The sequence below is a fragment of the Phenylobacterium sp. genome (genome assembly GCF_016793285.1).
Lineage (GTDB): Bacteria > Pseudomonadota > Alphaproteobacteria > Caulobacterales > Caulobacteraceae > Phenylobacterium.
This window is the reverse complement of record NZ_JAEUMO010000078.1, coordinates 1-16,881: the sequence shown is the minus strand read 5'-3', so window position 1 is coordinate 16,881 and position 16,881 is coordinate 1. Positions and strand designations below refer to the sequence as shown.

General features: G+C 71.1%; 19 protein-coding genes and 1 pseudogene. 10 read left to right on the top strand and 10 right to left on the bottom strand.

Features of this window, described 5'->3' with window-relative positions:
• The 5 genes from JNL41_RS08180 to JNL41_RS08160 form a co-directional block, all read left to right on the top strand.
• On the top strand, positions 1-930 hold a 930-nt coding region (locus JNL41_RS08180), incomplete at its 5' end, for a GTPase (RefSeq protein WP_293473870.1).
• Positions 931-1,005: 75 nt separating this feature from the next.
• Positions 1,006-2,850: a tRNA uridine-5-carboxymethylaminomethyl(34) synthesis enzyme MnmG gene (mnmG, locus tag JNL41_RS08175; protein ID WP_293473872.1), complete on the top strand. Its 1,845-nt coding sequence runs from the start codon at positions 1,006-1,008 to the stop codon at positions 2,848-2,850.
• Positions 2,850-3,479 (top strand): 16S rRNA (guanine(527)-N(7))-methyltransferase RsmG, encoded by a 630-nt coding sequence (gene rsmG / locus JNL41_RS08170; protein WP_293473868.1) that lies wholly within the window; start codon positions 2,850-2,852, stop codon positions 3,477-3,479. The genes mnmG and rsmG overlap by 1 nt, the downstream gene beginning before the upstream one ends.
• Positions 3,463-4,287: a ParA family protein gene (locus tag JNL41_RS08165; protein ID WP_293473866.1), complete on the top strand. Its 825-nt coding sequence runs from the start codon at positions 3,463-3,465 to the stop codon at positions 4,285-4,287. The genes rsmG and JNL41_RS08165 overlap by 17 nt, the downstream gene beginning before the upstream one ends.
• A 1-nt stretch (position 4,288) precedes the next feature.
• A complete protein-coding gene (locus JNL41_RS08160) occupies positions 4,289-5,155 on the top strand; it encodes a ParB/RepB/Spo0J family partition protein (RefSeq protein WP_293473864.1) in 867 nt (288 codons plus the stop codon).
• Here the strand turns inward: JNL41_RS08160 and JNL41_RS08155 are convergent.
• The 6 genes from JNL41_RS08155 to JNL41_RS08130 all read right to left on the bottom strand — a co-directional run bounded on the left by JNL41_RS08155 (position 5,152) and on the right by JNL41_RS08130 (position 12,003).
• A complete protein-coding gene (locus JNL41_RS08155) occupies positions 5,152-6,228 on the bottom strand; it encodes a hypothetical protein (RefSeq protein WP_293473862.1) in 1,077 nt (358 codons plus the stop codon). The two genes, JNL41_RS08160 and JNL41_RS08155, sit on opposite strands and share 4 nt — an antisense overlap.
• 55 nt (positions 6,229-6,283) lie before the next feature.
• A complete protein-coding gene (locus JNL41_RS08150; RefSeq protein WP_293473860.1) occupies positions 6,284-7,282 on the bottom strand; it encodes an alpha/beta hydrolase in 999 nt (332 codons plus the stop codon).
• Between the two features lie 35 nt (positions 7,283-7,317).
• Positions 7,318-8,370, bottom strand: coding sequence for a DNA polymerase III subunit delta (holA, locus tag JNL41_RS08145; protein WP_293473858.1), 1,053 nt, complete (start codon positions 8,368-8,370; stop codon positions 7,318-7,320).
• A gap of 4 nt (positions 8,371-8,374) precedes the next feature.
• Positions 8,375-8,881, bottom strand: coding sequence for an LPS assembly lipoprotein LptE (lptE, locus tag JNL41_RS08140; protein WP_293473856.1), 507 nt, complete (start codon positions 8,879-8,881; stop codon positions 8,375-8,377).
• Positions 8,878-11,439 (bottom strand): leucine--tRNA ligase, encoded by a 2,562-nt coding sequence (gene leuS / locus JNL41_RS08135; RefSeq protein ID WP_293473854.1) that lies wholly within the window; start codon positions 11,437-11,439, stop codon positions 8,878-8,880. The genes lptE and leuS overlap by 4 nt, the downstream gene beginning before the upstream one ends.
• A gap of 87 nt (positions 11,440-11,526) precedes the next feature.
• Complete coding sequence (locus tag JNL41_RS08130; RefSeq protein WP_293473852.1) at positions 11,527-12,003, bottom strand: DUF3576 domain-containing protein; 477 nt, start codon at positions 12,001-12,003, stop codon at positions 11,527-11,529.
• Between the two features lie 270 nt (positions 12,004-12,273).
• Between JNL41_RS08130 and JNL41_RS08125 the strand changes: the two genes are divergently transcribed.
• Positions 12,274-12,657, top strand: a complete 384-nt coding sequence (locus JNL41_RS08125) for an NtrZ family periplasmic regulatory protein (RefSeq protein WP_293473851.1) — start codon at positions 12,274-12,276, stop codon at positions 12,655-12,657.
• Here the strand turns inward: JNL41_RS08125 and JNL41_RS08120 are convergent.
• Positions 12,654-13,151, bottom strand: coding sequence for a thiamine phosphate synthase (locus JNL41_RS08120; RefSeq protein WP_293473850.1), 498 nt, complete (start codon positions 13,149-13,151; stop codon positions 12,654-12,656). The two genes, JNL41_RS08125 and JNL41_RS08120, sit on opposite strands and share 4 nt — an antisense overlap.
• 97 nt (positions 13,152-13,248) lie before the next feature.
• Between JNL41_RS08120 and JNL41_RS08115 the strand changes: the two genes are divergently transcribed.
• Positions 13,249-13,926: a YggS family pyridoxal phosphate-dependent enzyme gene (locus tag JNL41_RS08115; RefSeq protein WP_293473848.1), complete on the top strand. Its 678-nt coding sequence runs from the start codon at positions 13,249-13,251 to the stop codon at positions 13,924-13,926.
• On the opposite strand, the gene JNL41_RS08110 is transcribed toward JNL41_RS08115, so the two are convergent.
• Both JNL41_RS08110 and JNL41_RS08105 read right to left on the bottom strand, forming a co-directional pair.
• Complete coding sequence (locus tag JNL41_RS08110) at positions 13,923-14,597, bottom strand: DUF2461 domain-containing protein (RefSeq protein ID WP_293473846.1); 675 nt, start codon at positions 14,595-14,597, stop codon at positions 13,923-13,925. The genes JNL41_RS08115 and JNL41_RS08110 overlap by 4 nt on opposite strands.
• A gap of 2 nt (positions 14,598-14,599) precedes the next feature.
• A complete protein-coding gene (locus tag JNL41_RS08105) occupies positions 14,600-15,106 on the bottom strand; it encodes a L,D-transpeptidase family protein (RefSeq protein ID WP_293473844.1) in 507 nt (168 codons plus the stop codon).
• A 53-nt stretch (positions 15,107-15,159) separates the two neighbouring features.
• Here JNL41_RS08105 and JNL41_RS08100 point away from each other — a divergent pair, with 53 nt between their 5' ends.
• The 3 genes from JNL41_RS08100 to JNL41_RS08090 all read left to right on the top strand — a co-directional run bounded on the left by JNL41_RS08100 (position 15,160) and on the right by JNL41_RS08090 (position 16,719).
• Positions 15,160-15,843, top strand: a complete 684-nt coding sequence (locus JNL41_RS08100) for a response regulator transcription factor (protein ID WP_293473842.1) — start codon at positions 15,160-15,162, stop codon at positions 15,841-15,843.
• Between the two features lie 70 nt (positions 15,844-15,913).
• Entirely contained in the window at positions 15,914-16,315 is a 402-nt protein-coding gene (locus tag JNL41_RS08095) for a hypothetical protein (RefSeq protein WP_293473840.1), read from the top strand.
• Entirely contained in the window at positions 16,312-16,719 is a 408-nt protein-coding gene (locus JNL41_RS08090) for a type II toxin-antitoxin system VapC family toxin (RefSeq protein WP_293473838.1), read from the top strand. Before JNL41_RS08095 ends, JNL41_RS08090 begins: the two co-directional genes overlap by 4 nt.
• Before the next feature lie 16 nt (positions 16,720-16,735).
• Here the strand turns inward: JNL41_RS08090 and JNL41_RS08085 are convergent.
• Positions 16,736-16,881, bottom strand: a pseudogene (locus tag JNL41_RS08085) (IS481 family transposase); the annotation flags it as partial.

The following is a 16,881-nucleotide window of genomic DNA, read 5'->3' as shown; positions in this document are numbered from 1 at the left end:
CAGCGGCGGCAGGCCCTCGAGCAACTGGGCGGGCGGCTCTCCGACGTCCAGGCGCGCTGGAGCGAGGCGCTGCTGGAAGCGCTGGCCATGCTGGAAGCCGCCGTCGACTTCCCCGACGAGGAGGTGCCGGCCGACGTCGCCGCCCGCGCCCGCCCGGCGCTGGAGCGCCTCGCCGCCGAGCTGGAGCTGGCTGCGGCCGACGCCGAGCGCGGGGAACGGGTGCGGGAGGGCTATCGAATCGCCCTCATCGGCGCGCCGAACGCCGGGAAGTCCACGCTGCTGAACGCCCTCGCCGGCCGAGACGCCGCCATCGTCACCGCCACGCCGGGGACCACGCGGGACATCATCGAGGTCCCGATGGTGCTCGCGGGCTACAAGGTCCTGCTGGCCGATACTGCGGGCCTGCGCGAGACGGGCGACGAGATCGAGGCCGAGGGCGTCCGCCGCGCCCGCGCCTGGGCGGCGGGGGCGGACCTTCGGCTCTGGCTGGTGGACGGCTCGGCCGACACCACGCCGTCGCTGCCCATGGAGGTCCGGCCCGACGACCTCTGCGTCATCACCAAGCGCGACCTGCCCGTGGGCCAGGCGGGCGCCTGGGCCGCCCAGCAGGCGCGGCGCCTCGGCCTGGGCTCGGCCGAGTTCACCGCCAACGGCCCCGGCGACGTGGCCTGGCTGCGCTCGACCCTGGAGGAACGGGTGGTCGAGGCGCTGGCCGGCGCCGAGCCGCCCGCCGCCACGCGCCTGCGCCACCAGGAGCTGCTCGCCGAGGCCGCCGATCGCCTGCGCAGCGCGCTGCGTCACGACGAGCATCTTGAGCTGGCCGCCGAAGACGTCCGCCTCGCCGCCCGGGCGCTGGACCGTATCACCGGCCGCATCGACCCCGAGGATGTGCTGGGCCGCATCTTCTCCACCTTCTGCATCGGCAAGTGAGCGCTAGCATCGGCAGCGGGATGCGCTGTTGTTTCACGTGAAACGCCGCGCTCGATCGACTATATGCCGCCGACCATGTGGGACGTGATCGTCATCGGCGGAGGACATGCTGGCTGCGAAGCGGCCGCGGCGGCCGCGCGCTTTGGCGCGCGCACCCTGCTGCTCACCCACAAGGTCGAGACGATCGGCGAGATGAGCTGCAACCCGGCCATCGGCGGCCTCGGCAAGGGCCACCTGGTCCGGGAGATCGACGCCCTCGACGGCGTGATGGGTCGCCTGGCCGACGTGGCCGGCATCCAGTTCCGGATGCTGAACCGCTCCAAGGGCGCCGCCGTCCGCGGCCCGCGCAGCCAGATCGACCGCAAGCTCTACCGCGAGGCCATGCAGGCCGAGCTGGCCGCCACCCCGAACCTGACCATCAAGGCCGAGGCCGTCGAGGACCTGATCGTCACCGACGGCGCCGTCACGGGCGTCGTCGGCGCCAGCAGCGAGACCTACGCCGCCGGCCGCGTGGTCCTGACGACAGGCACCTTCCTGAAGGGCGTCATCCACCAGGGCGAGGCGCGCATCCCCGCCGGCCGGATCGGCGACGCGCCGGCCATCGGCCTCTCGGACCGCCTCTACAGCCTCGGGCTGAAGATGGGGCGCCTGAAGACCGGCACGCCCGCGCGCCTCGTCGGCTCCACCATCGCCTGGCACCGCCTGGAGATGCAGGCGGCCGACGCCGAGCCGGTCCCGTTCTCGTTCCTGACCGATCGCATCACCACGCCGCAGGTCGAGTGCGGCATCACCTGCACCACCGAAGAGACCCACCGGATCATCGCCGAGCGCCTGGGCGAGAGCGCCGTCTACGGCGGCCGCGTCTCGGGCCGCGGGCCGCGCTACTGCCCGTCCATCGAGGACAAGGTCGTCCGCTTCCGCGACAAGACCAGCCACCAGATCTTCCTCGAACCCGAGGGCCTGGACGACGACACGGTCTACCCGAACGGCATCTCCACCTCGGTCTCCGCCGAGACGCAGGACCTGTTTCTGCGGACGATCCCGGGCCTGGAGGCCGTGCAGATCCGCCGGCACGGCTACGCCATCGAGTACGACTACGTCGATCCGCGCGAGCTCTACCCCACGCTGGAGGCCAAGCGCCTGCCGGGCCTCTACCTCGCCGGCCAGATCAACGGCACGACCGGGTACGAGGAGGCGGGCGCGCAGGGGCTGGTCGCCGGCCTCAACGCCGCCCGCGCGGCCTCCGGCGCAGAGCCGGCGCAGTTCGCCCGCGACGAGGGCTACATCGGCGTCCTGATCGACGACCTCGTCACCCGCGGCGTCACCGAGCCCTATCGCATGTTCACGAGCCGCGCCGAGTTCCGCCTGACGCTGCGGGCCGACAACGCCGACCAGCGGCTGACGGGCCGCGGCGTCGGCCTGGGCGTCGTGGGCGCGCGGCGCGCCGAGGCGTTTCACGTGAAGCGCGACGCCCTGGCCGCGGCCCGCGAGGCCGCCCGGGCGCTGACGCTGACCCCGGCCGAGGCGCAGAAGCAGGGCCTGCCCGTGAAGGCGGACGGCCAGCGCCGCACGCTCACCGAACTCCTGGCCTATCCGACCATCGGCTTCGACGACCTCGCCCGCATCTGGCCGCAGATCGCCGCCTGGGGCCCCGCGGTCCGCGAACAGGTGGAGATCGACGCGGCCTACGCCGGCTACCTCGACCGCCAGGCCGCCGACGCCGAGGCCATGCGCCGCGACGAGAACCTGCGCCTGCCGGCCGGGCTGGACTACGCCGCCATCGGCGGGCTCTCCAACGAGGTGCGCGAGAAGCTCGCGGCCGTGCGTCCGCTGACGCTGGGCCAGGCCGGGCGCATCGAGGGCGTGACCCCAGGCGCGCTCACGGCGTTGCTGGCCCACGTCCGCCGCCGCGCCGCCTGATGGCGGTCACCGACGCCGGGAGCTTCGCGAGGGCCGCCAGGGCGACGCCTGACCAGGTCGCCGACCTGACGCGGTTCCTGGAGATGCTCACGGCCGGAAACGAGGTCATGAACCTCGTGGGACCGGCCACCATCCCCGATTTCTGGAACCGCCACGCCTGGGACTCCGCCCAGCTCCTGCGCCTTGCGCCCGAGGCCCGGACCTGGGCCGATCTCGGGGCCGGCGCGGGCTTTCCCGGCCTCGTCCTGGCGATCCTGGGCAAGGGCAGGGACGGCGCGCGCGTCCACCTGGTGGAGAGCATGGCCAAGCGCTGCCGCTTCCTTGACTCGGTCGTCGCCGAGCTCGATCTGCCGGCCACCGTCCACAACACGCGCGCGGAAAATCTCACGCTCTCTGTGGACATCGTCACCGCGAGGGCTTGTGCGCCGCTGCACCGCCTGTTGGGGTATGCCCGGCCCTACCTTGCGGCAGGCGCCGTCGGTTTGTTCCTCAAGGGACAAGATGTAGTAGACGATATGCGAGAGGCCGCTAGATATTGGGAATATGAGGCGGACGTGATCCCCTCTCAGAGCGACGGCAGGGGGCGCATCGTGCGCGTGAGGAGACTGGGACGTGCCAGGAAGGTCTGACCGGGCCCTACGCGTGCTGGTGGTCGCCAACCAGAAGGGCGGGGTGGGCAAGACCACCACGGCGATAAACCTGGGCACCGCGCTCGCCGCCGTCGGCGAGAGGGTGCTGCTGATCGACAGCGACCCGCAGGGCAACGCCTCGACCGGCCTCGGCGTCGGCCGCGCGCTGCGCAAGACCACTCTCTACGACGTGTTGATGGGCGAGAAGCCGGTGGCGGAGGCGGTGGTGAAGACCTCGGTGCCCGGCCTCGACCTCGTCCCGTCCGACCCCGACCTCTCCGGCGTCGAGCTCGAACTGGGCCAGCAGGCCCGCCGGTCGTTCAAGCTGCGCGATGCGCTCGGCCCGCAGCGCGAGGCGGGCCGCTACACCTACGTCCTCATCGACTGCCCGCCGTCGCTGAACCTGCTGACCGTCAATGCGATGGCCGCGGCGGACGCGGTGCTGGTGCCGCTGCAGTGCGAGTTCTTCGCCCTGGAGGGCCTGACGCAACTGATGCGCACCATCGACCTCGTCCGCGGCAGCCTGAACCCGGCGCTGGAGCTGCAGGGCGTCGTGCTGACCATGTACGACCGCCGCAATTCGCTCTCGGAGCAGGTGGCGAACGACGTTCGCGGCCACTTCGGCGAGACGGTCTACCAGACGGTGATCCCGCGGAACGTGCGCGTCTCCGAGGCCCCGTCGTTCGGCAAGCCGGCGCTGGTCTACGACCTGAAGTGCGCCGGCAGCCAGGCCTACCTGAAGCTCGCGCGCGAAGTCGTCCTGCGCGAGCGCAGGCGCCGGGCCTCGGCGCAACTGGAAGTGAGCTGAGATGGCGGAGAACCGCAGAGGACTGGGCCGCGGGCTCTCGGCGCTGCTGGGCGAAGCCGAGGAGATCCGCCACGCCGTCGATCCGGCCGAAGGCGTGCGCGAGATCCCCATCGAGCTGATCCGGCGCAACCCGCATCAGCCGCGCACCGAATTCGAGGAGGCCGACATCGTCGAGCTGGCGGAGTCGATCCGCGAGAAAGGCGTGCTGCAGCCGATCCTGGTTCGGCCCCTGCCGGAGTCGGCCGGCGAGTTTCAGATCGTCGCCGGCGAGCGTCGCTGGCGCGCGGCGCAGAAGGCGGGGCTGATGGCGATGCCGGCCCTCGTCCGGCCGCTCGGCGACGACGAGGCGTTCGAGATCGCCGTCATCGAGAACATCCAGCGCGCCGATCTCAACCCGGTCGAGGAAGCCCGCGCCTACGCCTCGCTGGTCGAGCGCCTGAAGGTCGGCCAGGACGAGGTGGCCCGCCGCGTGGGCAAGAGCCGCAGCCACGTGGCGAACACCATGCGCCTGACCGCCCTTCCGGACGTGGTCCAGGTCCATCTCATGGTCGGCCGCCTCACCGCGGGCCATGCCCGTGCGCTCCTGACCTCCGACGATGCCGAAGCCCTGGCCGAGCAGGTGATCGCGCGCGGCCTGTCCGTCCGGGAGACCGAAGCGCTGGCGCGGGCGAAGTCCGCCGCACCCAGGAAGGCGTCCGGACCGCGCAAGGCCAAGGACGCCGACACCGCCGCGCTGGAAGTCGATCTCGAGGAGGCGCTCGGCATGAACGTCGACATCGCCGACCGCGGCGGCGTGGGCGAGGTGAAGATCAAGTACGCGAGCCTGGAACAGCTCGATGAGCTCTGCCGCCGGCTGACGCGCGCTTAGCTTCCACCGTCCTCGCCTTCCTCGCCCTCCTGCGCCGCGCGCTGGTCGACGTTGGTCGGCGCGGTCCTGACACCGGTCCGCTCCTCCTCGCGGGCGCCGGACAGGATGTTGGCGAGGCCGTAGTTGCCCTCGTGGCAGGCGTACTCGTAGACCTGCCCCGCGATCCGCTGGAACTCGTACTCGCCGCCCCACGGCGCGCTGAACACGCTCGCGTCTTCCACCCAGAAGCCGTAGTGCAGGCGGCCAGGGCCGACCGGCGTGAAGCGTTCGGTCACCTTCAGGTGCTCCGACGCGCCGCGGAACGTCTGCAGGGGGTGGAAGCCCACGGTCTCGACGACAAGCGTATCGCCTTCCCACCAGCCGATGGAGTCGCCGAGCCAGGCGCGCACGCCGTCGGCGCGGCGCCTGGCGTTCAGCCGGACGATGCGCGTGTCGTGGACCATCTCCACCACGATGGCGACGTGGTCCCTGGTCTGCACGAACTGGTAGGTGTTGTTGTAGAGGCCGGGCAGCATCACCGGGCCGGGCGAGTAGCCGAACGAAAGCAGGCATCGCTCGCCCAGCGCCCGGCTCTCCGGATTGTCGTTCACGCCGACACCCGCCGGCAGGCGACGGCTGCCGACGAAGTCCCCGCGCATGGGCACGCGGCCGTCGGCCGTGGACGTGATGAAGCCGTTGCGGCCCTGGCCGGCGACGCGCATGACGACGTGGCCGGGGTCGGTCCAGGCCGAATTGTAGTTGCAGTCGGTCCCGCGCCCGCCCGAGCAGTCGGCGGGCAGGTCGAGCACCGTGGCGTTCGGGTCGGTCGGCCGGTCGCCCAGGGCGATCTGCGCCCGGGTGCGCGCCTCGATGGCGTTCACCTGCGCATCGGAGAGGGCCAGCGTGGCGCCGTGTCGGGGGTTCCGCTCCAGGCGGGTGATCGCCGCGTTCGTCCAGACGCCCTCCAGGCTGGCATGTCCGTCGCCGGCGCGCGGGGCTTTGTAGGCCGTGACGGGCCGCGGCGCCTGGTCGGCGGCCAGCGCCGGCAGCGCCAGCGCAACGCACGCGGCGGCCAGAAGGATTGCCCTGAGCATTCAACGCCTCCCGGACGCCGCGTCTGCCGCGCGGTTCAAAGGTCCGGTACGGAGGCTAGCGCCTGGCGCGGACCGCGGCCACCACCTCGTTCACGGCGTCGACCACCGCCTGCGGCTTCGTCGCCCAGATATAGTGGCCGGCGTCGACGTGGCGGTTCTCGCCCCGCGTCGACAGCGCCGCGGCCTCGTCGTGCATTTCGCTCCAGACCCGCGCCATGGCCGCGCCTTCCTCGGGCGGCCCGCCGAAGGCGCGGGCCGTGCCATCGGCGGTGAGCACGATCCAGGGCAGGTCGCCGAGCTTGCGCAGGGCCTTCTCGATCTCGGCCGAGCTCACCTCGGGCATCGAGTCGACCTCGGAGAAGAGGTTGCGAATCCGCGCCGGGTCGGTCCTCCGGGCGACCAGGTTGGCGCGATAGGCCTCGGGCAGGCCCGCGACCGGCGCCGGGAAGCAGGTGGCGTAGTCCGGATCCCCCGCCTTGAGCCGTCCGTCCAGCAGCCGCTGGCTGCACGCGCGCTGGGCGGCGAACCGCTTCTCGTCCGCGGCGCTGGAGACGGGCGCGGCGGCGGCGAACCGCTGCTTCTGGCGCGGGTTCGACGGGTCGACCAGGACGGCGCCGGCCACCTCCTTCGGATACTTCGAGGCGTAGAGGCGCACGTGGAGTCCGGCCATCGAGTGGCCGACCAGCACGTAGGGCCCCCGGATTCCGGCCGCCTTCAGCATCGCGCGCTCGTCCGCGACGACGGCGGCGGCGCTGCGGGGCAGGGGGCCTGGGTCGCTGAACTCGTTGCCGGCGCGGTCGAAGGCGCAGACGCGGGTGGTCTCGGCCAGGGTCGGGTGGATCTGCCGCCAGGCGCTCGATCCCGAGCCGTAGCCGGCGTCGAGGACCACGGTCGGCGACCCCTCGCCCAGGCAGAAGAGGTTGATCTTCCGCCCGTCGGGCAGCGGGACCAGCCGGTGCGGCGCGTAATAGGCCTCCATCGGGAGCGGCGGCGCGGCCTGTGCGGCGGCCGTGACGGTCAGCGCGCACGCCGCCGCGAGGATGGTTCTGAGCATGGGCGCCTCCCGCCGGGAGGGTAGCGCGCCGGGGCTCAGAGCCTCAATTGCCTTGCGCGGCTGGCGACCGACAGCGCCAGGCGCTCCGCGATCAGGCGGTCCGGGCTGCCGGCGGTCTTGCAGGCGCGGTCGGCCTCCAGCACGAGCGGCTGCACGCGGTCGAGGTCTTCCAGGGTCCAGGCGCGGACCTGGCGCAGGAACTCGCGTTCCTGCTTCCAGAAGACACCGCTGGCCTTGGCGGCCTCCTGCGGGCCGGCGCCGGCCTTGATCAGGGTCAGCGTGCGGCGCAGGCGCCCCAGGTGGATGCCGATGGCGCGGACGGCCGCCGGGCCGCTCTCGCCCTCCTGCGCCGCGCGCCGCAGGCCCGCCTGCGCCTCGCCCAGCCGGCCGCCGAACGCATCGGCCGCGGCGTCGGACAGCGAAGCCTCGGGCTCGACGCCCAGGAACGGCTCCAGGTCGGCGGGGGTCGCCACCGTGTTGCTCCCCGGCCCGAGGTAGAGCGCGAGCCGCTCGATCTCCTGGCGCGCGACGCCGCGCTCCTTCGGCAGGCGGTTGACGAAGATGTTCAGGGCGTCGGTGTTCAGGGAGACGCCGTCCCTGGCCAGCGTCTCGCGGATCAGCCGCGCGACGTCGCCGGGCTCGTCTTCGTAGCACGGGATGGCGGCGGCGCCGTTCGCCTTCTCGGCCGCCTTCCTGAGCGCCGAGTTGCGGTCGAGAGCTCCCGCCTCGATCAGGAAGAAGGCGTCCGGGTTCAGCTCGCCCCTGGCGTGCCGCTCCAGGGCCTCCGCTGCGGTCTTGTCGGCGCTGGGCTTGCCGTCCCCGAAGCGCAGCCGCACGAGCCGGCGGCCGCCCATCAGGGACTGCGCCGCGAGCTCGCCCTCCAGCCGCCCCGCGTCGTCGGCCACGTCGGTCTCGGTGAGGATCGCCACGTCGAACGGGTCGTCCGGGTTGGGCACGATCTTCGCCGCCAGCGCGTGCCCGCGGTCGCGCACCACGCCGATGTCGCGGCCGTAGATCAGGGCGGCGCGGACGGTCGCGTCGGGGCGGGCGAGGAAGCGTTCGATATCCGGCCGCTTGCTGAGGATCATGTCCCTAGCGCGCTGCGACCTTCCCGCCGTTCGCGAGCCAGACCGCGAGTTCCAGCTCGATGCGCCGGGCGGCCTCCTCGGCGGCGCGGTCCTGGGCGTCCTGCTGGGCGCTGATCGAGGCGTAGGGCTGGTCGGCGCTGTCGTAGGTGAGCGCGACGCGCACGGAGCCGTTCTTCACCGGCGCGCCCGACGGCAGCGCGCGCAGCACATAGGCGGCCGTCAGCGCGTACTCGTAGCGGGTGGCCACGTTGTCGATGCGAACGCCGCGCGGCACGCGCGATTCGCCGAGGCTGACATCCACCGTGTAGGCCGGCGCGGCCGAATGGTCCTTGGCGAAGGCGTCGTCCAGGTGCTGCCGGATCAGGTAGCCGGTGCGCCCGTTCGGCGCGTTCACCTGGATGGCGGCCAGGTTCCTCACCACCCCGGGCTGGGCGTAGAGCGGCTGGAAGCCCGCGCAGCCGGAAAGGCCGAGCGCAGCGACGGCGGCGGCGAGGATCAGGCTCCGGCTCATGCGGCCACGATATTCACGATCCGGTCCTTGACCACAATGATCTTGCGGATGGTCAGGCCTTCCAGCTTCGCGGAGATGTCCGGATCGGCCTTCAGGATCGCCTCGACGGCGGCCTGCTCGGCGCCGGCGGGCGCGGTGATCTCGCCGCGGCGCTTGCCGTTCACCTGCACGGGCAGGACCTTCACCGCGTCCTCGGTCAGCGCCGGGTCGAACTCGGGCCAGGGCGCGGCCACGACCAGGCCCTCGCCGCCGATCCGGCCCCAGCATTCCTCGGCGAGGTGCGGCGTGAAGGGCGCGATCAGGCGGGCGAAGGCGCTCAGCGCCTCGGCGCGCGCGGCCGCGATCGCCGGGGTGGTGTCTTTGGCGGGGTTCGCCTTCAGGAGGTTCAGGAACTCGTACAGCCGCGCGATGCCCGAGTTGAACCGGAAGCCGTCGATCGACTCGGTGACCTGGCGGATCAGCTTGTGGGTGGCGCGGCGGATCTCCGCGTCGGGCTCGGCGGCGGCCGGAGCCGGCACATGCCCGTCGAACTCGTCCCAGACGCGGTTCACGAAGCGCCAGGCGCCCTGCACGCCGCCGGTGGTCCACTGCACGTCGCGCTCGGCCGGGCTGTCGCTCAGCACGAACAGCCGCGCGGCGTCGACGCCGTAGACCTCGAAGATCTCCTCCGGCGCCACGGTGTTGCGCTTGGACTTGGCCATCTTCTCGATGTCGCCGATCACCACCGGCTCGCCGGTCTCGATCAGCGTGGCGCGCCGCGTCTTGCCCTCGGCCGCGATCTCGACGTCCTTCGGCTCGACCCACTCGCCGTTCTGCCGGCGATAGGTCTCGTGGGTGACCATGCCCTGCGTGAACAGGCCCGCGAAGGGCTCGCGCACCGACAACTGGCCGTCGTCGGCCAGGGCCTTGGTGACGAAGCGCGCGTACAGCAGATGCAGCACGGCGTGTTCGATGCCGCCGATGTACTGGTCGACCGGCAGCCAGTAGTCGGCGTCTTCCTGGCTGATCGGCTCGTCCGCCCACGGGTTGGCGAACCGGGCGAAGTACCAGGAGCTGTCCACGAAGGTGTCCAGCGTGTCGGTCTCCCGCGTCGCCGGGCCGCCGCAGGCGGGGCAGGTCGTGTGCTTCCAGGTCGGATGCCGCTCCAGGGCGTTCCCGGACTTGCCGAACTCGATGTCGGCCGGGTGCGCCACCGGCAGCGCCGATTTCGGCAGCGGGACGACGCCGTCCTTTTCGCAGTGGACCACCGGGATCGGGCAGCCCCAGGCGCGCTGGCGCGAGACGCCCCAGTCGCGCAGGCGGAACACCGTCGCGCCCTCGCCGTCGCCCAGGGCCTCGATGCGGGCGATCGCCTCGGCCTTGGCGGCCTCGATGTCCAGGCCGTCCAGGAACCGCGAATTGTAGATCACGCCGGGGCCCGTGTAGGCCTCGTCGCCGACCTGGAAGGTCGCAGCGTCCTCGCCGGGCGGCAGGACCACGGGCTTCACCGGCAGGCCGTACTTGCGGACGAAGTCCAGGTCGCGCTGGTCGTGCGCCGGGCAGGCGAAGATCGCGCCCGTTCCGTAGTCCATCAGGATGAAGTTCGCGATCCAGACGGGCAGCTCCCAGTCCGGATCGAAGGGGTGCTTCACGCGCAGGCCGGTGTCGTAGCCCCGCTTCTCGGCCGTCTCGATCTCGGCCTCGGTAGCGGCGCCCCTGCGGCATTCCTCGATGAAGGCCGCGGCCTTCGGGTCGCGCGCCGCCGCCATCTGGGCCAGCGGGTGATCCGGGGCGACGCCCACGAAGCTCGCGCCGAACAGGGTGTCCGGTCGGGTCGTATAGACGTCCAGGCCCTCTGCGGGACCCTCGCCGGCGAAGTGGAACCTGAACTTCAGGCCCTTGGACCGCCCGATCCAGTTCTCTTGCATCACGCGGACCTTGTCGGGCCAGCGGTCCAGGGTCGCCAGGTCGTCGGTCAACTGGTCGGCGTAGTCGGTGATGCGCATCGCCCACTGGTTCAGCTTGCGCTTTTCGACGACGGCGCCCGAACGCCAGCCGCGCCCGTCGACCACCTGCTCGTTGGCCAGCACGGTCTGGTCGACCGGGTCCCAGTTGACGACGCTTTCCTTGCGGTAGACCAGGCCGCGCTCCAGCAGGTCCAGGAACCAGGCCTGCTGCTTGCCGTAGTAACCGACGTCGCAGGTCGCGAACTCGCGGCTCCAGTCGATCGACAGGCCCAGCTCCTTCAGCTCGGCGCGCATCCGGTCGATGTTGGCGTAGGTCCATTCCTTCGGATCGACGCCGCGCTCGATGGCGGCGTTCTCCGCCGGCAGGCCGAAGGCGTCCCAGCCCATGGGGTGCAGTACCGAGAAGCCGCGGGCGCGCTTGAAGCGGGCGATGACGTCGCCCATCGAGTAGTTGCGCACGTGGCCCATGTGCAGGCGCCCCGACGGGTACGGGAACATCTCCAGCACGTAGTACTTGGGCTTGCCCGGCTCGCGCACGGCCTTAAAGGCCTCGGCGTCAGCCCAGGCCTTGCGCCACTTGGGTTCGGTCTCTTTCGGATTGTAGCGGGCCATGATCGGGGCCTTTGACGGGGGTTTCAGTTCCGGTCAACGGCCTTGGACAATCACGGCGCGTCGACGTTTCGACGTCCGGAGCTGGGATCAGCCCCGGATGTTCGAAAGTCGAAGCTGGCGCGCGCGGGTCAGGATCGAGTTCTCGATGTCGGTCTCGGTCTGCCCGGCGGTGGGCTGGTCGACCCAGTTGCCGCCGGCGTCGCGCAGTTGCTTGAAGACGGCCACGTTCAGGCCGTCGGCGCGCAGGCGCGAATCCAGGATGTAGACGGTGCATTTGAAGCGCTCGTCCGGCTTTTCCGGGTTCGTGTACCAGTCGGTGACGATGACGCCGCCGTACGGGTCGGCCGACTGCAGCGGCATGAACGACAGGGTGTCGAGCGTCGCACGCCACAGGTAGCCGTTGACGCCGATCGCAGCGGCGTTGTCGCCTGCGACGCGCGTCTTGGCGCCCTTGGCGCCCCCCAGGGGGTTGGGGATGCCGCCGCACGCGGACAGGCCCACGACGCCGACCGCCGCGGCCACAATCATCACGCCACGCATACGGTGACCGCGCACAAACGGCATTCCATCCGTCTCCAATAATTTCCGTGACGCAGATACGCGCCACGGCGCCGCCCCGCGCCGGAGGCCTCTATAACAATGCGTTGAAGGTCGCCAAACAGGAATCGCGTGGCGGCCGAGCCACACACGCCCGCGATATCGCCGCAGATGTGTCCCGCGACGGTTGAGTCGCATTGACCGGAATTCGCCGCGGCCTTTAATCGGATCGCAATCGCGAAGCTGTGCATTAGGCACAATTCGCATTGGTGACCGTTGGGGCTATATAAGAAGACGATGACGACCCTTCGCCTGAGCGCTGCACTCGTTGCGGCCGTGCTGATGAGCGCGGTCGGCGGCGCGGCGTCTGCGGCGGACAAGGGCAAGCCCGTCGACTTCACCGTCCGCTCCGAGCCGATGTCGGTCGCGCCGAACGGCGGCCGCTCCTACACCTATGACGCCTCGAAGGGCCGCTTCGGCTTCACGATGCGCATGCAGCAGCCCGAAGACCGCGAGGCGACCCCGAACGACGTGCAGGCCGGGGCCTACTTCCGGATCACGCCGTCGATCCGCGTCGGCGGCTCGGTGGCCCTGGGCGACCAGCAACTGACCCCGCGCGCCAACCAGGCCCGCCCGGCCGACGCGCCGAAGCTGCGGCTGGAATCGACCCTGAAGTTCTAGAAGGCGTCCACCGCCGCCAGTCCGACGAGGCCCGCGTCCCGCAGACGGCGGGCCGTTTTCATGTTCACCCCCCCGAGCGCGTAGGCGGGTCTGCCGGCGGCGCGGACCCGCATGGCGAGCCGGATCGGGCCGAGCGCCGGTCCGGCGGACGGGCTGCGCGAGGGGAACGCCGTCGAGAGCACCACGGCGTCGGCGCGGCTGGCGCGGGCAGCGGCCAGCGAGTGGGCGGCGCCGGTGACGATCCAGCCGGGGTTCGCGCGTTTCAGGGCTGCGGCGCGATGCGCCAGACGTTCGGGCAGATGGACGCCGTCCGCGCCGACTTCGCGGGCAAGGGCCGCGTCCTGGCCGATCAGCAGCCGCAGGCCCCGCGTGCGGGCGACCTTCAGCAACCGCCGGGCCTGCGCCGCGGCGTCCAGGGCGCCGAAGTGGCGGTAGACGATGGCTGCGCCGGGGGGCAGCCGGGCGGCCACCGCCTCGGGATCGGGCGTGCGCACGGGGTCGGTGAAGAACAGCAGCGTCGGCAGGGCCTTCCGCAGGCGTCGCCGGGCCGGTAAGAGCCGGGCCGTCCGATCGAGGGTCCAGAACTCGGAAATGTCCGCGCCTCCCGCCTACACCGACGTCGTGGCCCGGATCGCCCGCGCCGCGCAAGCCGCCGGGCGCGATCCGGCTGACGTGACCCTGGTCGCCGTCTCCAAGCAGCAGCCGTGGGAGGCGATCCAGCCCGTCCTGGACGCCGGCCAGCGGGTTTTCGGCGAGAACCGCGTGCAGGAGGCCATGGGCCGCTGGAGCGACCGGGCCGGGCTCGAACTGCGCCTGATCGGGCCGTTGCAGACCAACAAGGCCCGGGAGGCCGTGGCCTTTTTCGACGTCATCGAGAGCGTCGACCGCGAGAAGCTGGCCCGCGTGCTGGCCGACGAGGTCCAGAAGCAGGGCAAGAGCCCGCGCCTCTACGTCCAGGTGAACACCGGCGAAGAAGACCAGAAGGCGGGCGTGATCCCGCCCGAGGCCGACGCTTTCATAGGCGCCTGCCGGGGGACCTATGGTCTGGGCGTCGAGGGCCTGATGTGCATCCCGCCCGAGGCCGAGCCGCCGGGCCCCCACTTCGCGCTGCTGGCGAAGATCGCGGCGCGGAACGGCGTCGCCGGGCTATCCATGGGCATGAGCGGCGACTTCGAGACCGCCATCCGCTTCGGCGCCACCAGCGTGCGCGTCGGCTCGGCCGTGTTCGGCGCGCGGACCTCCTTGCGAACTTCGGAATCGGGACACTAGGGCGTCCAGCCCTCCAGCACCTCGGTCAGCCAGACGTTCACGGCGTCCAGCGCCTCGAAGCGGGTCATCACGGCGTCGGCGAGGTCCGGCGAGGCGGCCAGCGCCGGGTCGAGGTCCTGCCACACGTTCAGACCCTTGTGCTTCAGGAGTCCGGCGCGTGGGTGGTCCTGCGGATAGGGCGCGGGCACGCGCTTGAGGTCGGCGTCGTGCCGGCGCGCGTCGAGGCCGGCGAGGATGCCCGCCAGTTCGCTACCCTCGTGGTCGTCGGCCACGGCCTTGCGGTATCTGTCGAGGTCGGCCGGTCCGAAGTCGAAGGCCCCGACGCCCAGGCTGAGCGTGGTCGGGTCGATGCCGAAGTAGAAGCCGCCGCGCCGCCGCGGCTCGCCGCCGTCCCGCTGATGCTGGAAGCCGATGTGCAGGTGGGTGTTGTAGGGCGACTTGTCCTTCGAGAAGCGCACGTCGCGGTGGATGCGGAAGATCTTCGCGCCCAGCCGCACGCCGGCCAGCTTCTCCAGCCTGGGCCGCAGCTCTGCTGCGAACGCCTCGGCAGGCGCCTTGTGGGCCCGCTCGTAGCGCGCCTTGCTGGCCTGGAACCAGGCGCGGTCGTTGTTCGCCGCCAGATCCTTCAGGAAGGCCTGCGTCTCCGGGAAACCGAGGAAGGGTGCGTCCACGATCAGGCCTCCCGGATTTCCACGGCGTCGTCGGGGCGGGCCTTGTCGAGCAGCTCCTCGAGGTCGCCGCGCTCGACGGCGACACAGCCCTGGGTCGGCGCGTAGTCCGGCTTCGCCAGGTGCAGGAAGATCGCCGAGCCCATGCCCGGGACGACCGGATCGTCGTTGTGCCCCAGCACCACGAGCAGGTCATAGAGGTGGTCGTCGCGCCACAGCCTCTCGGCGCTGGCGGGGTAGGGCAGCTTGACGTGGCGATTGTACTGGGGGTCCGCCGGATCGTCGCACCAGCCGTCGTCCTCAGCCATCGCCCGCACCCGGATCTCGGTCGCGGGCGGCGGTCCCCGGTCGGGGCGGTAGATCACCTCGCGGATCGGCCAGATGCCGGCGGGCGAGGCCAGGTCGCCCTCGCGCTTGGCGGCCGCGGGCGTCACGCCGGCCGGGCCCAGGGCCGCGCGCACCCGGCGGTCGCCGATGTCCAGCCAGCCGTCAGACGTCGCTACGAAGATCACCGGAACCTCAAAACTCTTTGCCGCGAACCTGCCAGATGGTGTTTGTTGCCGCCATGGCTCAAAAGAAGACTCTCCTCATCGTCGACGACGACCAGGACCTTCGCGGGGCGATCGCCGAACAGCTCGAGGCCGAGAACTTCCAGACCGTGGAGGCCGCCACGGCCGGCGACGGCATCCGGATGGCCCGCGAGGAAAAGCCGGACCTGATCCTCCTCGACGTCGATCTGCCCGACATGGACGGCCGGGAGGCGTGCAAGCGCATGCGCGGGGACGGCGTGCAGACGCCGGTGATCATGCTGACCGCCGCCGACACCGACGACGACACGATCCGGGGCCTCGACTCGGGCGCCAACGACTACGTCACCAAACCCTACCGGTTCGCCGTGCTCCTGGCCCGCATCCGGGTGCTGCTGCGCGACTACGAGCACTCGGAGGGCGCGGTCTTCCGCCTGGGCGACTACGAGTTTCGCCCGGCGGCCAAGGTCCTGGTCGATCAGAAGGGCAAGAAGGTCCGGCTGACGGAGAAGGAGACCAACATCCTGAAGTACCTCTACCGCGCCGGCGAGAAGGCCGTGTCGCGCGAGGAGCTCCTGGCCGAGGTCTGGGGCTACAACGCCGGGGTCACCACCCACACGCTCGAGACGCACGTCTACCGCCTGCGCCAGAAGATCGAGCCCGACCCCGCCAACGCCCGCCTGCTGCTGACCGAACAGGGCGGCTACAAGCTGGCGCCTTGATAGTTACAAATAGGTACTATTGACTATGTGTGTTACTTCTGGGCAAAGTCCTGACTAGGAGTGCATGCCCATGGCCAAGTACGAACCCCTGCGCGCCTTCCTGTCGGGTCGCTCCGACAGCGAAGTCCCGATGACCTTCGGCGAGATCGAGTCGATCATCGCAGCGTCATTGCCGCCGGTGGCGTTCAAGCATCGAGCCTGGTGGAGCAACAATCCTTCGAACAGCGTGATAACGCACGCCTGGCTGGAGGCGGGCTACAAGACCGAACAAGTCGACATGGGGTCGCAGAAGCTGGTCTTCCGGCGCTCCGACGCGGCGGCGGCGGCGCGTCCGGGCCCGCGGGAGGCCGAAGGCGCGCCGAGGAACTGGCTGGACGAGCTGCAGGCGAGGATGGCGGGGACGGTGCAGGTCGAGCCTGGCTGGGACCTGACCCGCCCGACCGGCGAGGTCTGGGACGCCGAGCGAGGATGAGCCGGGCCATCCTGCTCGATACCTGCGCGTTGATCTGGTTGACCAACGGGGACGCGCTACGCCCGGAGGCGGTCGCCGAGCTTCGGTCGATGAGCGCGGACCAGGTCGTCGTCTCTCCGATCTCGGCCTGGGAAGTCGGGCAGCTCGTCTCCAAGGGCCGGCTGCGACTCGCGGCCGACCCACTCACCTGGTTCAAGGATGCCGTCAGCGATGGCCTGACCATCGCCGCCCTGCCTCCGAGCGTCCTTGTGGCTGCGTCATTCCTCCCCGGAGACAGCCTGCGCGACCCCGCGGACCGCATGCTCGCCGCGACCGCGCGAGCTTTTGGGTATCGCCTCATGACCCGCGACCGACCGCTCCTCGACTTCGCGGCCCAGGGGCACCTTCAGGCGATCGCCTGCTAGAGGTCCAACCGCGCCCCTAGATGTGGAGGCTCAATAGGTTGTCTCGGTTGAGGCCGAGGCGGCTGATGGGCGTCTGGGATTTTATCCCGCCGTGCGGGCGATGCCAGTTGTAGCGGTGGAGCCAGATCGGCAGGTCGACGGCGCGACGGTCCGAGCTGGGGT

What these genes read in the sequence shown, in the direction of transcription:
- mnmG (WP_293473872.1), top strand. Translation starts at nt 1,006, where the DNA reads ATGTGGGACGTGATCGTCATCGGCGGAGGACATGCTGGCTGCGAAGCG.
- JNL41_RS08100 (WP_293473842.1), top strand. Translation starts at nt 15,160, where the DNA reads ATGGCTCAAAAGAAGACTCTCCTCATCGTCGACGACGACCAGGACCTT.
- JNL41_RS08115 (WP_293473848.1), top strand. Translation starts at nt 13,249, where the DNA reads ATGTCCGCGCCTCCCGCCTACACCGACGTCGTGGCCCGGATCGCCCGC.
- JNL41_RS08095 (WP_293473840.1), top strand. Translation starts at nt 15,914, where the DNA reads ATGGCCAAGTACGAACCCCTGCGCGCCTTCCTGTCGGGTCGCTCCGAC.
- leuS (WP_293473854.1), bottom strand. Translation starts at nt 11,439, where the DNA reads ATGGCCCGCTACAATCCGAAAGAGACCGAACCCAAGTGGCGCAAGGCC.
- holA (WP_293473858.1), bottom strand. Translation starts at nt 8,370, where the DNA reads ATGATCCTCAGCAAGCGGCCGGATATCGAACGCTTCCTCGCCCGCCCC.
- JNL41_RS08130 (WP_293473852.1), bottom strand. Translation starts at nt 12,003, where the DNA reads ATGCCGTTTGTGCGCGGTCACCGTATGCGTGGCGTGATGATTGTGGCC.
- lptE (WP_293473856.1), bottom strand. Translation starts at nt 8,881, where the DNA reads ATGAGCCGGAGCCTGATCCTCGCCGCCGCCGTCGCTGCGCTCGGCCTT.
- JNL41_RS08150 (WP_293473860.1), bottom strand. Translation starts at nt 7,282, where the DNA reads ATGCTCAGAACCATCCTCGCGGCGGCGTGCGCGCTGACCGTCACGGCC.
- JNL41_RS08090 (WP_293473838.1), top strand. Translation starts at nt 16,312, where the DNA reads ATGAGCCGGGCCATCCTGCTCGATACCTGCGCGTTGATCTGGTTGACC.
- rsmG (WP_293473868.1), top strand. Translation starts at nt 2,850, where the DNA reads ATGGCGGTCACCGACGCCGGGAGCTTCGCGAGGGCCGCCAGGGCGACG.
- JNL41_RS08155 (WP_293473862.1), bottom strand. Translation starts at nt 6,228, where the DNA reads ATGCTCAGGGCAATCCTTCTGGCCGCCGCGTGCGTTGCGCTGGCGCTG.
- JNL41_RS08160 (WP_293473864.1), top strand. Translation starts at nt 4,289, where the DNA reads ATGGCGGAGAACCGCAGAGGACTGGGCCGCGGGCTCTCGGCGCTGCTG.
- JNL41_RS08125 (WP_293473851.1), top strand. Translation starts at nt 12,274, where the DNA reads ATGACGACCCTTCGCCTGAGCGCTGCACTCGTTGCGGCCGTGCTGATG.